Below are 14,981 nucleotides of genomic sequence, written 5' to 3'. Positions count from 1 at the left end.
GGAAGTTCCAGTTAACTAGAACCAATTATTGTGATAGAGGGGTCTGATCCCTTGTTTTTTAGATAATCCCTTTCTCTTCCTCCGCTGCTTCGACTAATCTAAAAAGAAAACGATAAATGATACACATTGCCTCACCTAAAGTGATCTCCTCGTTAAAACCTTGAAGACCTTCCAATGAAACATTCAAATCCCACATGCCATCCTTTTGATTGAACATTAGGTCAAATGAGCCATTTTTACAAATAGAATTTTTATTAAGATATTCTCGAATCACCTTTTCATGCTTTTTCTGAAGTTTAAGACCAAGCAAGGCATCATATGTTTTGAAAACATCATCTACCTCTAATGAAATCGCATCTACCCCAATTAGTTCAAGCCACCTTGATTCGATATAGATGAATTCATCCATATGCTCTTTTAAATAAATAATAGGCCGGGTTAAGAACGAGGATGTCTCAGTATCTATTACTTCTTCTGTCTCCTTTAACCCCCGTTCTATATATGCATCATCAAAACGAGTGATAGGCTTTTTCTCTCGAAAGGTAAAGGTATCTTTAAGTTCATCAATAAATGCATGTCTTTCTATAAAGTCTTGTTCCTCTTTGTAAATATCAATTATTGCGTCCTTTTCTTGGTTCCTTTGCATTTTTTCAATTTCTGTTTCGATAAATTGTTTTAACACATCTTTTAACAAAATTTTTATCCTCCAGCAAATATTTACTTTTTTTCCATCATTATACCCAATTACATCTCATTAAATGAAGGCTCAAGTTCAATGAATACCGGACAATGATCACTGCCGAAAACGTGACAATGTGCCTGAGAATCTTTTAAGTAGTTTGCCAATTTTCTTGATAGAATAAAATAGTCAATTCTCCAGCCGATATTTCGTTCCCTGACTTTGTTCATATAAGACCACCACGTATAGACATCCTGCTTGTCGGGATAAAGAAAACGAAAGCTATCAATAAAGCCGGCATCTAATAAAGAGGTCATCTTTCCCCTCTCTTCTATTGTAAATCCAGAATTTCCTTGATTCGATTTTGGATTTTTCAGATCAATTTCCTGGTGTGCGACATTAAGGTCACCGCAAAGTATGACGGGTTTAACCTTATCCAGATCAAGTAAATATTTGAGAATTTTGTCCTCCCATTGTAACCGGTCATCAAGCCTTGATAAATCTCGTTTAGCATTCGGTGTATAAACAGTGATTAAAAAAACATGTTCAAATTCTAAGGTAATGATTCTTCCTTCTGGTTCAGAATCTGCATCACCTATTCCGTAGGAAACAGATATCGGTTTATGCTTTGTAAAAACCGCGGTTCCTGAATACCCCTTACGTAAAGCATAATTCCAATATTGATAATACCCTTCTAGCTCTAAATCAATTTGGCCTTCCTGTAATTTTGACTCTTGGATACAAAAGATATCTGCATCAATTTCTTTAAAATAATCCAGAAAGCCTTTTTTTACACATGCGCGAATTCCGTTAACATTCCATGATACAAGTTTCATTAATAATTGCTCCCCGCTACCATTTTGTCCTATTATTATATATATTTAGTGGAAAAATTGCTATTTTTATATACTATATATAATAATAGTTAAGTTATTTTGTAACAGAGTTAAAACTTAAGCTAGTTACGAATACTATAATGAGGAGGGTTCCATACTGGAGGTTTACCCTACATCAAGATTGGATAAATACTCATATGATTTTTGGAAAAAATAATCAAAAGACAATAGGAGAACAAATATGATAGTACAGCCAAATTCATTTATCTTTAATTTAGCAGTTGCAACTATTTTATCTATTATTATCGGACTGGAACGCCAGTTAAAGAAAAAACCATTAGGTTTAAAAACATGCTTAGTTATCGGAATCGTCAGCTGCTTATTAACAACTGTTTCAATTGAAGCTTCCGAAAAATTTGCTGAATCCTATGTGAGACCAATGGATCCTTTGAGGCTTGCAGCTCAAATTGTTTCCGGAATTGGTTTTCTTGGAGCAGGTGTAATTTTAAGAAGGAACAATGATATGATTTCAGGTCTTACCACCGCTGCGATGGTTTGGGGTGCAGGCGGAATAGGAATAGCTTGTGGAGCAGGCTTTTGGTTTGAAGCAACGATCGCAACCATGCTGTTAATTGTCAGTGTAGAAATAATCCCGTTTATCTTTAAGTTTATTGGCCCGAAATCCCTTAGAGAAAGAGAATTAAAAGTAAAAATTATTGTCGATGAACACGATAAAATGACTGATATACTTAAGGAGCTTAAGCTTAAAAAAATGAAAGCGAAAAAAGTAAGGGTAAAGGATATAAAAGAAGGAGAGATGCAGCAATTAGAGCTGATCTTGAACGTTAATGAAAATATATATGTGACAGATGTCTATTATTCATTAAAACAAATCAAGCATGTCATTAATGTTGAAATGGAATCTCTCTAACATGAGCCCCCAGTGATTGATCTATCCACCTGGGGGCTCATGTTTATTTTGGTTGTTGCAAATGAACACCGCCAATCCACCAATCAATACCGATTAAATCAAGGCGATTTGCTTCCCCGGACAAAACAAGTTCGCCAAAGGAGGTGATGGTCAATGTAGGATTATATCGCTCTGACCCATACTTTGGCAGCAAACCATCGGTGCTTAATAATGCTTGATCACCCTTAATGAATTCATTTAACATTTCAGATAGTTGCAGATCACTTAAGCCTTCATCCTGTAAAGAAGGGGAAATATGTTGAAATAAATCCCGAAAAGATACAGATTTTGTTTTAATAGCTTTAAGAGCTATATACTCAATCTCGTTTGATCCTGTATTAACTGAAGGAAAATAGCTCTCAAGTCTCTTTAACACATCCAACAGAAAAGGCAATTCATGATCAAGGTTTGTTTCCCATTCTTTTACTTCCCCTCTTTCAGACGAAGCATAAGCACTCCACCCTGCTTGCCTGAGACGCTTTTTCTGCAATGAAATAGTTCCATTAACTGATTACTATGTAATTGACTTAATCCGTAAAAAGGAGTGATTCCTGGATAAGAATTAACGCTAACCAATCGATAAATTTTGGTGATGGCGATTCGCTAATTGTGTAAGAATGTACATGAGCATGGTTTGATCATAACGGTCATGCTCAAACCAGAGGACAACTTCCTCATCTTGTGTGATCTCATTCAACTGAGCTAATTGTTTGTAACAATTTGTAATAAATAATGACGATGGGATCTCTAGCTTTTCCTCAAAAAAATCGGCTCTCTTTTTAATCAACTCCTCATTTGACCATGACGAATGTAAGGGACCAAAATCATACATTTCTCTCCAATTAATAATTTTACCGCTTATTCCTTGTAACTTACTCGCCAGAATATCACCATTAACGATATGTATCATCTGTTTATCATCCCAAGTGTAATACTAACAGCTTACAAAACAATAGGGACAGTCCCCAATGAGGGGACATTCCCTAACTTAATTTTTTGTTTATTATTTTTCTATCGTTTCTTTTTTTAGTAAATCTGCTATCGTTAACCATTTTCTTGTTTCAGAGGAGCGTTCAACAGCTTCCAGAATAGCTTGATTTTTAACCCCATCCTCAAAATTAGGTGAAGGGCTGTAACCGTTGTGAATTCCGTTTAGCAATTCGACAATTAAATTAATAAACGTGTGCTCATACCCAATAATATGGGCAGAAGGCCAATAAGCACTAGCATAAGGGTGAACTTCTTCAGTACAATTGATCGATCTAAAACCTTGTAAACCTGGTTCATCGTCGTGGAAATAGACGTCCAAATTGTTCAAATTTTCGACATTCCAACGGATAGAACCTTTTTCCCCATTTATCTCAAACCGATTTCCATTTCGGTTTCCCGCAGCAAAACGAGTCGCTTCAAATGTGCCAATTGCCCCATTTTCAAAGCGGGCAATAAATACACTTGCATCATCAACATCAACTGCTCCCATCTTCTCAGCAGAAGCTTTTCCGCTCAATCCTGAACTTTCTTCAACAATTGGACGCTGTTTAATAAATGTTTCTAATATTCCATTAACCTCTTTAAATTCTCCAACTAAAAATCTGGCAAGGTCAATAATATGGGCCGCTAAGTCTCCATGTGAACCAGAACCGCAAGTTTCTTTGCTTAATCTCCAAACGAGAGGGAAACTCGGATCCATGATCCAATCCTGTAAATAAGCGGCGCGAATGTGATAAATTTTCCCAAGCCTTCCGCTTTCAATTAATTTTTTTGCATATTGTACAGCCGGGGCAAATCGGTAATTATGATTAATCATGTGAAGCACGTTATTTTTTTGGACTGCTTCAAGCATTCGCTTCGATTCTTCCAGTGTCATAGCCAATGGCTTTTCACAGTAGACATGCTTGCCTGCTTCGGCCGCGGCAATGGCAATCTCAGCATGGCTGTTGTTAGGGGTCACAATGTCGATGAGATCAATATCATCGCGTTTAATCAGCTCTCGCCAATCCGTTTCATAACTGTGCCATCCCATCTTTTCGGCTGCTTGCTTCACTCCTTCTTCATTCCGCCCGCAAATGGCCTGCATAACAGGTTCAGCCTTTGGATCAAAGAAGAAAGAAACATCTCTATAAGCATGTGAATGTGCCTTACCCATAAACTTATATCCGATCATTCCGATTCTTACTTGTTTTTTTGTTAAGCCCACCACAGCTCTTTTGCTCCTTCCTTAATTAGTTTATCTTGTAAGAATTCAACCGCTTTTGTGAAGCCCTCTTCAACGCTCATAAGCCCGTCTTCATGTTCGATGCTGATCGCGCCATCATATCCGATTGTTTGCAAGCTGCTAATGATTTCTCTCCACGTATCTTCACCATGACCATAGCCTACTGTGCGGAACACCCAAGAACGATTTGCGATATCCTTATAGCTTTTTGTATCTAACACACCGTTTAACGGATTGTTTTGTCCGTCGATTCTTGTATCTTTTGCATGGAAATGGAATAATGCATTTTCCTTACCAAGAGCCTTTATACATGCGACAGGATCCATCCCTTGCCAAAAGTAATGGCTTGGATCAAAATTAGCGCCAATTTGCTCACCGCATTCCTGTCTCAAACGAAGCAATGTTTCAGTATTATAAACGGCAAATCCCGGATGTGGCTCAACTGCAACACGAACATTGTGTTCTTCTAAAAATTCATGTTGCTCGCGCCAATAAGGAATGACCTTTTCCCGCCATTGCCAGTCAACAACCTCTGAAAAATCATTTGGCCATGGACATGTAATCCATACTGGATGCAAAGAAAAATCCGATTCTCCAGGGCAGCCAGAGAATGTTACAACATTTTCAATACCTAGTTTTGAGGCAAGTCGTACTGTATCTTGAAAAACTTGATGATGCTCTTTAGCAATTGCCTTATTCGGATGCAGCGGATTACCATGGCAGCTCAATGCACTAATCTGGATGCCGCGTGACTTGAATGCACCTCGAAACGTTGCCAGCTTTGCTTGATCAGCCAATAATTCTGCAGGATTGCAATGTGCATTGCCTACATATCCACCTGTACCTATTTCTACCATTTCAAGACCTGATTCCTTTATAAAATCTAATGCCTCATCTAACGACTTTTCTGAAAACAATACAGCAAAAACTCCAAGTTTCATCTTGATATCTCCCCTACCTTCATTGAAAATATTGTATATGCTATTTCCTATCTATTAAATTAATTCTTTCTTTATTTCTCAGATCCTGCTGTGATTCCGCTTACAATGTATTTTTGTAAAAGAATAAACATGATAATAATTGGTGCGGCAGCAATTGTTGACACTGCCATCAGACCGTCCCATTGTGTTCCATATTGACCAATAAATTTTGTCAGTCCCATTGTAAGCGGCCGAATTTTTTCATCCGTTGCAAGGGATAAGGCAAAAATCAAATCACCCCATGCAAATAAAAAGCTGAACGTACCAACAGTTAGTAATGTTGGCTTTGTTAACGGTAAAACAACTTTTACAAATGCTGTAAACCGATTACAACCATCTATGACGGCTGCATCCTCCAGCCCTTTTGGAATAGATAGGAAAAACGGTCTCATGATCAAAATTGCAAATGGCAATGCAAGTGTTGTATTTCCGATAATTAATGCTGCATAACTATTTAGCAAATTGAATTTACTAAACATGATAAATAGCGGCATCGCTGTCATAATCCCAGGCACCATTTGCGTTACCAGCAGAATGAGCAAAAAGATTTCGCTCCCCTTTAGGCGAAAACGCGCCATGGCATATGCTGCAGGCAAAGCGAGCAGAAGAGTAAGAACTGCTGTGCCAACTGCGATGATGAATGAATTTTTTAAGTATAATAAGATGCTTTGATCCTCAATGATATTTTTAATGTACGCATCAAACTGAACCGTCTCAGGAAAAATCATCGGAGGAGCAGCAAACACGTCTTGTATTGGTTTTACCGATGTTGTGATCATCCAATAAATTGGAAATAGAAACACTAGCGTTATGATCAATGCAATGAAAAACATCCCATATTGTCTTGCTGAATACTTCATCACAAGGACTCCTCCTTCCTGATCAAATATAAGTAAACAAGAGAAATGCAAGTTAAGATTAAGAGAATGACGGTCGCTACTGCACCGCTAAGTCCAAACTTAAAGTTTACAAATGCCAGCTCGTATCCCAAAAACGGTAATACTTGTGTAGCATTCACAGGCCCTCCCCCAGTCATGATCAGGATAATATCAAACACTTTAAATGTGTAAATGATCCCTAGAACGAGAATAACCAAGATTGCCGGTTTCAAAAGCGGAATTGTTATTTTAAAGAAGGACTGAAGCCTTGAAGCACCATCTATTTTTGCCGCCTCATACACATCATTTGGCAGCGCTTGCAATGCTGACAATAAGAGAATCATGTTAAAGGGAATACCTATCCAGATATTTGTAATAATAATCGCTAGCAGCGCAGTGCTTTGTTGCCCCAACCAGTTGATCGGCTCATTGATCAAGCCCATTTGGACAAGAAAATAGTTGAAGACACCATAATCTACATCATAAAGCCATTTAAATAACGTACCGGTTATGACTAGCGGCGTCATCCAAGCTAAAAGCAAAATCGAACGAAAAAAGTTACGGAGCGGAAATCTCTGATTAAAAAACAATGCTAATAAAAATCCTATCGAAAGCTGGAAAACGATACATGAAACGGTATAAATCACTGTGTTTTTCAATCCTGGGAAAAATCTTTCATCTTGAAAGATTTGCCTGTAATTTTCCAATCCTATAAACGGTTTTTCGCCTTTCAAATTATAGATCGTAAAGTCTTGAAAGCTAATAAATAGATTATAGAAAATTGGATAGAGCATAAAAATGACGACAAAAAGAAAGGCAGGTATAATAAATAGATATTTAGGCAGTGTTTTTTTTATAAATGGTCCGAACTGCCATTCAGTACCAACCCTTTTATTCGTTTCAATTCTTGTATCTGCTTCCATAGTTATGCCTCCTTTGCTTACTCCTTGTAAGATACTTTTATTTTTAAGCAATTAAAAACTTATTGTAATAAAGGCGCTATTTTCTCAGCAGATTCTTGCATTATGTTTTCAACATCCTCACCAGAGATTGATCGTTGAATCGCTTCCTGAACTACGGTTGAGATTTCAGGATATTTTGTTCCGTAAGCACGCGGTTTTGATGTTTTAATTTGTTGGACAAATACTTGCAATTGCTCATCTTTGTTCCACTCATATTGTTTATCTCCGGCAACATCTTCTCGATTTGGCAAACGACCGCCAAGTTCATGCATCGGTCCTAATACATCAGGCTGTTGAGACCAAGTGATAAAATCAAACGCCTCTTGTTTATGTTCTGAAGTAGCAGAAATAGCCCAGTTTTCACCTCCAAGGATCGAGGCAGATGTTTTTCCTATTGGCATAAGTGTGACATCCCAGTTTAAATCCTTCGATTCTTCTCTAAGCGTAGGTAACTGCCAGGGACCATTTACCATCATAGCTGCTTTACCAGTTTGAAATTGAACAAGAACATCTTGCTGATTCCAATTCACAATATTTTCTGACATTGAACCTTCCTTCACCATGTCCTGAATAAATTTCATTGCCGAGATTGCTTCTGGACTGTCCATGGAATTTAAATCTGCACCTGCCTGCCATAAGAAGGGAAGAAATTGAAATGTGCCTTCTTCGCTTTTGGTGGCCGCCATGGCTAAACCTTTTCTATCAGTAGTTGTTAGTTTTTTTGCGACATCTTTTAATTCATCCCATGTTTTAGGCGGTTCAGATATTCCCGCTTCTTTAAACAAATCTTTATTGTAAAAAAGGGCTAGAGCATTACTGTTATTAGGGATGCCATAATACTTTCCTTCTAACATCGTTGAAGCTTTTGGACCTTCAAAATATTGATCTGCCTGTCCCCATTCTGCCACTTCCTTTGAAATATCTGCAAATACCCCAGCTGATGCGAAGGCTTGATGATCAGGATTATCGATTAGCACGATATCTGGTAATTCACCACCGGCAATACCTTGAAGAAGCTTTGTTTTTAAATCCGCAAATGGAAAATACGTTCGCTCAAACTTAATATTCGGGTGGTTTTCTTCGTAAGTACGAAGCAATTCTAATTGCTCTTTTTCCGATGGAGAATCTGGGCTCAAATAATCCCAGACCCTTAATGTAATAACATCATGCTCACCCCTGTCATTACTTGCTTCATCGCTGCAACCAACAAGTGCAATGACCACTAATAATAAAAGACCGCTTAACATCTTCCATTGCGCCTTCATTAATAATGCCCCCTTTATTTTATTGCTTCAGTGCTTTTATTCTCCAAAACAACAACTTCTGCTCCTTTTTTAATCGACTTTAAAGCTCCGCCTACTATTGCAAAACTCTTAAGATTATCTTCAATATGTGTAATTGGCTTTCGATTTTCCTTTATTGCTTCAATCATCTCGTAGATGGAAAATGCCCGATCTGTATAGCGCATTTTTGGCAGTTTCAGCTCTGTTGTCATACCATCTTCAAGTGTGAGCATTGGTACATCATTTATGAGTTCTACGATTCCTTTACTGCCAACAAGACGAACCTCTCCGTTCCATGAAGTCTCATTTCCGCGAGTAACCCAGCTGCCAAAATAATTGATTAAGATATCATCAAACTTAATGATAGCGCTCGCAACCCCATTGCCGCCGAACCAGCTCCATGAAGGTTTCATGCTCTTTGCATAAATAGATGAAGGTTCTTTGCCTAAAATATGTCTTAATAAATCAAAGTGATGAATGCTCATATCCTCTATTAAAATCTCACTATATTGATCACGCCAGCCGCCAAATTTTGTCGCTCTTCTAAAATTCCATTCTCCGTATTCAACAGCTCCTATTGTTCCTGCTTGAATACAATTTTTGATCGCTTCAATTTCTGGTCTCCAACGGTAATTTTGGCTGATCATAATAAATTTCTCGTATTGTTTTGATTGATTTGCTAGCTCAATCGCTTCTTCAAAGGTGTGGGTAATAGGTTTTTCCATGAAAACATACATTCCTGCTTCTAATGCATCGATTGCTAACTGCTTATGGGTTTGCGGAGGAGTAATAATAATGGCAATATCTGCTTGAACCTGTTCAAAGGCTTCTAAATGATTTTGGAATTTGAGGACAGTTTCATCGTTTAGAGCTTTTATTGCATTTTGAATATTATTCTCATCAACATCCACTATGGCAACGAGCTCGATTTCGTCAAAATCCTTCAAAATGGTCAGCCAGGATTGTCCGAAACCGCCAACACCAATTTGGATCACTTTTAACTTGTTCATACAACTATCACTCTCCTAATTTAGTCATTCTATGAATCAATTAATCATGTTACGAAGTTTTGTTATGCACCACATCCTTTCAAGAAAAATTGATTATCGTACCTCATTTTTGTATAAAACTCTTTTCGCAAACTTTTTGCAAATTAGCAAGCAGTGCGGAAGGTTGATCTCCGTTTAAGAAGCAAGCTTACCGCAGGGAGGACGGAGAGCCTTCTAGGAGTAATCGCCTGCATCAGTCTCACCTGTCCATCTGCCTTTCAAGATTCTCGCAACCAGCTCCAATTTACATGAAACAGTTTCTCAAAGAGCCTTTTTAAAAACTGCAATCTCATAGAAAAGGCCTAGAATAAACATGGGATAGATCTTTTATTATGATCATTAAAGAGCAGCCTATATATTTTCGCTTATAAGGTACGATTATCAGTCATGAATATAATATTTCACATTACCCTTTGTAACGATTTCAAGCTTAACAATATCCTCAACTACCTTAATTGGTTCTTCCAGCATTAAATGATCAAAAGCCTTTCTGACTGCTAAAGCCCCTTGATATACCGGGTCTTGGCAGATCGTAGCTGTAATAACATCATTTAGGAGATAATGGTGAATTTCTTTATTCATATCATGGCCAATTAAAATTGGTTTCTTCGATAGTTTCATTTTCTCTATTTCGCGAGCCACTTCTGCAAGAGCACCTGTAGCAACATAAATACCATCAACTTGTTCTATGTCTTGCTTTAATTCCATAATCAAATTAGACAATTCAGTATTACTAATCTTTAAGGGCCGTATAGATTCCATTCCATTGCATTGTGTTAAGTAATCAATAAACCCAAGTACTTTTTGCTGCATTTGAAATGTATTCATTTTGTCGGTAATTAATGCAAATTTCTTGGAGTTATGTGTAAATCGTTCCAATAACTCACCAGCTAAACGGCCTGAATCTTGATAATCTGCACCAACATACGATATTCTTTTACTTAAAGGAGAATCATTATTGAATGTGTAAATAGGGAAACCGCTTTCAATTCCAGCATTTATAACTTGCATTAATGGGGCTGCATCATTAGCTGAAAGAACCAGTCCATCGTAATCTCCGGAATTAATAATGTCTTGCACAACCTTTACTTGTTCCTCGATATCAAATTTCTTAGTTCTTATAATATCAATTTCAAATCCAAAATCACGTAAATCTTTATAGGTTTTCATGATTCCGATTTCGATTTCTTTCCAAAAATATTCAGGATAAACTGGAAAAACAATCGCAATAAGTATCTGTTTCTTTCGGGAAAGCAAGCTTGCTGACATATTTGGTTTATAGTTTAATTCCTCTGCTTTTTCTAACACTTTTTTCAAGGTTTTTGGACTTACCTTTCCCCTATTGTTTAGTGCCCGATCGACAGTGGCAATGGATAACCCAAGCTGTTCAGCAATTGTTTTAGCCGTAATTTTCATGTTTATCACCACATATCCTATAAAGTGAGACTTCCATCAGCTAGTTTTAGAAGGACATGATACACAAGTTTGGCTATGCCATTGGACGTGGCAAAGTTAGCTCGCTAACCTCTCTGTTGGTAGTGCTGAGACTCATCATGGTTAAACTGCCGCAACTATATGTATTACCTGACTTGGACAACCACCCTTCGTCCGATTTTTTCGGGCAGTTTTATCCAGCACTTATTTACTTCCTTCTTTATTCTGAAGTATGTATTTTTTTCTGTCCTTTAAGATTGAGTAATATCTTCTGCACCCTCAACTAGCTAATTAGATATATATCATATGAGAAAAGTCGAAGTCAATCTATTTTTAGAATTTTTTGATTATTGAGGTACGTTCATCAAGATATGTTTTAAGAAGGTTTTGTGTTGTGGTTAATCTGTTATTATTTTAATAAAATGTAATTTAATAATCTATATGATCATATTTTATCAAATTGATTATTTTTCTGCCCTTGATAACTTACCACAATTTTTTTAAGTTGGTCATCCCCCGTTCCCTCAATGATTGATTAAAAAAGTAAGAACAAAGGAGGAAACCAACTTATAAAAATCAGCTCACGTTATTGAAGTGAAAATTTTAGCTCTGGCATCCATTGTGACATATGTTTTTTGATTTCTTCATAAACTTCAGTTTTGCCTTTTACCTGATGAAGAGGAGCAACAATATACTTTTGATTCACAAAAGTTGGTAAAAACGCAGGATCTTTTAATGTAATTGACATTTTTCCATTTACCTCAACCTTTTCAACCTTTATCTGCATAATCCCGCCGAGATCTTTATAGTCGTTAGTTTGTCCTGTTAAAAAATTACCGAGTGAGTAGGCGACAATTGTACGTTTACCATCTTCTCTTGTGATCCATTCAATCGGCTGCAAGACATGCGGATGATGGCCGATAATGATATCAGCACCGGCATTTGCGGTTTGACGAGCTATTTGCTTTTGCTCATCATTTGGCAGCCTCTCATATTCCTTTCCAAAATGAAGGCTTACCACCACGACATCAGATATCTTTTTAGCAAGTACAATCTCTTTTTTTATCTTCTCCATATCTATTAGGTTAACAAGATATGACTTACCCTCTGGTATAGAAATCCCGTTTGTCCCATAGGTATATGCTAAAAAAGAGAATTTAATCCCATTCTTCTCTATCGTTCGAATGGTCATGTGATCCTTTGGTGAGACAAACGAACCAGTATAAAGGATTCCTATCTTATTCCAGTGGTTAATAGCATTCTGAATCGCTTCTTCTCCCCGGTCTAACGTATGATTGTTAGCCATGGTAACAATATCTACACCGCTTTCTTTTAATGCATCCCCCACTTCATGAGGACTGTTGAACGAAGGATAAGTTGAAAGTCCAATTCCTGCTCCGCCAATCATTGATTCTTGATTTGCAACAGTTACATCAGAGGTTCCGATAGAGGATTTAACAGGTTCAAGCAAGGGCATAAAATCATACTGATCGTTACCAAGATGTTGCGGGTTATATACCCGATCATGAATAAGCACATCTCCAATAGCAGATAGAGTTGCTGCAGAGGCTGCAATAGGTGTTTCTGACAGCTTAGCTGGCTGCTCAATCTCTTCGATTGGTTGTTTCTTTCTTGAATCGGTATTCTTCTCTTGAATCGATTTGTATTGAACAAATGAATAAATCGAAACGATAATAAGCAGTGGTACTAGTATCCAACAAAATAATCGTATTTTCATCATCATTCTTCCTTTTTCTACTTAAACCTCCTTTAAATTTACCATTTTTCTCACTAATTGACAAAGGTCGATTTGTCAGCTTTTTATTTAAACGATTGTGTTTAGCATTATTTTTACATTCTTTATTAAATAAGCAAAGGAGTTTGATTCATAATGTCGAATTTGACTACTACATTTATTTTTTTGATATAGAGAGGATGTTAGGTTTGTCAGCAAATTACTGTTTAAAATGTGGAGATGCATTAGAGAATCGGGACATCGATGGAACATTCAGAAAGGCATGCCCTAGCTGTGATTTTATTTTTTGGGGTGACTATAGTATCGGTGTCGGAGCGTTAGTAATAAAAGACGGTAAATTTCTATTGGTAAAACGCGCACATAACCCCGGAAAAGGTTACTGGACAAATCCTGGCGGATATATTGAGCAATTAGAATCAATTGAGGATACAATTGTACGTGAGGTTGAAGAAGAGGCAGGTATTAAAGCAAAGGTAAGAAGCGTTGTAGCAATTCGTGACCTTCCGCGTAGTGTGCATAATCTATATATTGCTTTTGCAATGGATTATCTTGAGGGAATTCCTAGTCCAGATGGGATAGAATCAGATGAAGCCGGCTTCTACAGTATAGAAGAAACCGAATCAATGAATGTCGCTCCTTTCACAAAATGGCTCATCCATCTTGCTTACAATGGAAAAACCGAAGGATTGCTTAAAGATACTAATCCTTTTGTACCACTTGATGACCATGTCCTATTTCGAATCTTATAGCAATTTAATAACTAGAGAGGGGAATCCCCTCTCTAGTCCTCTTCATCCATTAATTCATCAAATGCAGCTGAAACCTTATCAAATTCCTCATCACTTTCAATTGGTGAAAAGTCACCTTCCTCATCCACCATTAAAAAAAAGACGTCGATGTCCTCTTCTGATTCATTTTGTAAATCTTCGACAAAACCAACAGCAACATAATCAGTACCATCTAAATTGATCGCAGCTAAAACTTCGACTTCATTTTCCTGATCGTTTTCGTCTGTAATCGTAAAAACTTCCCCTATTTGAATTTTATCCATTGATAATCAATCCTTTCTAAACGTACATCTTCAAAAAATTACTTATATAGTTTTTCCATAACGAAAACTTGTATTCATAAATTATCCTGAAGCATACCTTTGTATAGAACATTCAATCCTTTTCATTGGTAAATCGGTTATTAAAAAGAGAGGATGTTATTCATGAATTATTTTCAAACACCATATGTATATTATCCTTCCTCCGAAAGATCTTTTAGACAGATACAAGGTAAAATGTCTGTTGATGGAGCTGGACGGTTAACTGTTATACCTGACCAAGCAATCATTAATATCGGGGTAATGACGGAAAATAAAGATGTTGAGGCTGCACAAAATGAGAATTCCAAGCGTTCGAAACAAGTTATTGAGGCGCTTAAAAAGATTGGAGTGTCTGATGATGATATTCAAACATTATCCTATACCATCCAGCCAATCTATGACTTTGTCGAAGGAAAATCAATTTTAAGAGGATATCAAATCCAGCACGTATTCGAACTTACTGTTCGCGACATTGAAGATGCTGGCGTCATTTATAAAACAGCCGTCTCGGCTGGAGCTAATATGGCAGGAAGCTTACGGTTTGAAGTCACAAATGAAGAGACCTACTACCAAAAGGCGTTACAGCTTGCAATGAAAAATGCTACTGAAAAAGCGGTAAAGCTTGGAGAGCAGTTAGGTGTTACAGTCAAGCAGCCGCCAGTGAAAGTAACGGAAGTTCCTTCTGCTATCTCGCCAAAGGAGTTAAGTTTATCTGCTGCTCCAGAATCATCCTTTCAAGCAGCTCCACCAATTCAAAGGAGAGAAATCGAAATTGAAGCCAGAGTTTCTACCGAATTTCAATATTAAAATGAAAGGCGGTCAAGAGATATGACCGCCTTTTCAAGCAAA

The 14,981-nt window shown here is 37.2% G+C and carries 16 protein-coding genes; 3 read left to right on the top strand and 13 right to left on the bottom strand.

Translation table 11 applies throughout. The annotated features are described in order from the left end of the window. Positions 1-58: 58 nt before the first annotated feature. Together WQ54_RS20185 and WQ54_RS20180 are read right to left on the bottom strand one after the other, a co-directional pair. A complete protein-coding gene (locus tag WQ54_RS20185) occupies positions 59-694 on the bottom strand; it encodes a hypothetical protein (RefSeq protein ID WP_052737886.1) in 636 nt (211 codons plus the stop codon). A gap of 50 nt (positions 695-744) precedes the next feature. Continuing rightward, positions 745-1,515: an exodeoxyribonuclease III gene (locus WQ54_RS20180; protein WP_046586733.1), complete on the bottom strand. Its 771-nt coding sequence runs from the start codon at positions 1,513-1,515 to the stop codon at positions 745-747. Between the two features lie 241 nt (positions 1,516-1,756). Between WQ54_RS20180 and WQ54_RS20175 the strand changes: the two genes are divergently transcribed. After that, positions 1,757-2,446 (top strand): MgtC/SapB family protein, encoded by a 690-nt coding sequence (locus WQ54_RS20175; RefSeq protein WP_046586731.1) that lies wholly within the window; start codon positions 1,757-1,759, stop codon positions 2,444-2,446. 43 nt (positions 2,447-2,489) lie between these two features. On the opposite strand, the gene WQ54_RS20170 is transcribed toward WQ54_RS20175, so the two are convergent. The 10 genes from WQ54_RS20170 to WQ54_RS20125 all read right to left on the bottom strand — a co-directional run bounded on the left by WQ54_RS20170 (position 2,490) and on the right by WQ54_RS20125 (position 13,030). Continuing rightward, a complete protein-coding gene (locus WQ54_RS20170) occupies positions 2,490-2,975 on the bottom strand; it encodes a hypothetical protein (protein ID WP_046586730.1) in 486 nt (161 codons plus the stop codon). A 78-nt stretch (positions 2,976-3,053) separates the two neighbouring features. Further along, positions 3,054-3,395 carry a DUF1835 domain-containing protein gene (locus WQ54_RS20165; protein ID WP_046586729.1) on the bottom strand — a complete coding sequence of 114 codons (342 nt, stop codon included), beginning with the start codon at positions 3,393-3,395 and terminating at the stop codon, positions 3,054-3,056. Positions 3,396-3,488: 93 nt separating this feature from the next. After that, positions 3,489-4,649 carry a Gfo/Idh/MocA family protein gene (locus WQ54_RS20160; RefSeq protein WP_046587311.1) on the bottom strand — a complete coding sequence of 387 codons (1,161 nt, stop codon included), beginning with the start codon at positions 4,647-4,649 and terminating at the stop codon, positions 3,489-3,491. Positions 4,650-4,672: 23 nt separating this feature from the next. After that, positions 4,673-5,641, bottom strand: a complete 969-nt coding sequence (locus tag WQ54_RS20155; RefSeq protein ID WP_046586728.1) for a sugar phosphate isomerase/epimerase — start codon at positions 5,639-5,641, stop codon at positions 4,673-4,675. 71 nt (positions 5,642-5,712) lie between these two features. Continuing rightward, positions 5,713-6,540, bottom strand: a complete 828-nt coding sequence (locus WQ54_RS20150; RefSeq protein WP_046586726.1) for a carbohydrate ABC transporter permease — start codon at positions 6,538-6,540, stop codon at positions 5,713-5,715. Then, positions 6,540-7,481 (bottom strand): carbohydrate ABC transporter permease, encoded by a 942-nt coding sequence (locus tag WQ54_RS20145; protein ID WP_084822203.1) that lies wholly within the window; start codon positions 7,479-7,481, stop codon positions 6,540-6,542. The genes WQ54_RS20150 and WQ54_RS20145 overlap by 1 nt, the downstream gene beginning before the upstream one ends. A 59-nt stretch (positions 7,482-7,540) precedes the next feature. Beyond that, positions 7,541-8,785, bottom strand: a complete 1,245-nt coding sequence (locus WQ54_RS20140; RefSeq protein WP_046586724.1) for a sugar ABC transporter substrate-binding protein — start codon at positions 8,783-8,785, stop codon at positions 7,541-7,543. Positions 8,786-8,799: 14 nt separating this feature from the next. Then, entirely contained in the window at positions 8,800-9,813 is a 1,014-nt protein-coding gene (locus WQ54_RS20135; protein WP_046586723.1) for a Gfo/Idh/MocA family protein, read from the bottom strand. A 420-nt stretch (positions 9,814-10,233) separates the two neighbouring features. Then, on the bottom strand, positions 10,234-11,268 hold the full coding sequence (locus WQ54_RS20130; RefSeq protein WP_046586722.1) for a LacI family DNA-binding transcriptional regulator: 1,035 nt from the start codon (positions 11,266-11,268) through the stop codon (positions 10,234-10,236). Positions 11,269-11,872: 604 nt separating this feature from the next. Then, the gene (locus WQ54_RS20125; protein ID WP_046586721.1) at positions 11,873-13,030 is read right to left on the bottom strand and encodes a CapA family protein; all 1,158 of its coding nucleotides are present in this window, start codon (positions 13,028-13,030) and stop codon (positions 11,873-11,875) included. A 191-nt stretch (positions 13,031-13,221) separates the two neighbouring features. Here WQ54_RS20125 and WQ54_RS20120 point away from each other — a divergent pair, with 191 nt between their 5' ends. After that, complete coding sequence (locus WQ54_RS20120) at positions 13,222-13,791, top strand: NUDIX domain-containing protein (protein WP_046587306.1); 570 nt, start codon at positions 13,222-13,224, stop codon at positions 13,789-13,791. A 32-nt stretch (positions 13,792-13,823) separates the two neighbouring features. Here WQ54_RS20120 and WQ54_RS20115 read toward each other — a convergent pair whose 3' ends face one another. Beyond that, on the bottom strand, positions 13,824-14,093 hold the full coding sequence (locus WQ54_RS20115) for a DUF1292 domain-containing protein (protein ID WP_046586719.1): 270 nt from the start codon (positions 14,091-14,093) through the stop codon (positions 13,824-13,826). 162 nt (positions 14,094-14,255) lie between these two features. On the opposite strand from WQ54_RS20115, the gene WQ54_RS20110 reads away from it, so the two are divergent. Then, positions 14,256-14,939: an SIMPL domain-containing protein gene (locus WQ54_RS20110; RefSeq protein ID WP_052737885.1), complete on the top strand. Its 684-nt coding sequence runs from the start codon at positions 14,256-14,258 to the stop codon at positions 14,937-14,939. Positions 14,940-14,981: the final 42 nt, after the last annotated feature.

Source organism: Bacillus sp. SA1-12, from assembly GCF_000981385.1.
In the GTDB taxonomy this organism is placed as follows: Bacteria; Bacillota; Bacilli; order Bacillales; family Bacillaceae; genus Metabacillus.
This window is presented reverse-complemented; position numbering and strand designations above follow the sequence as displayed.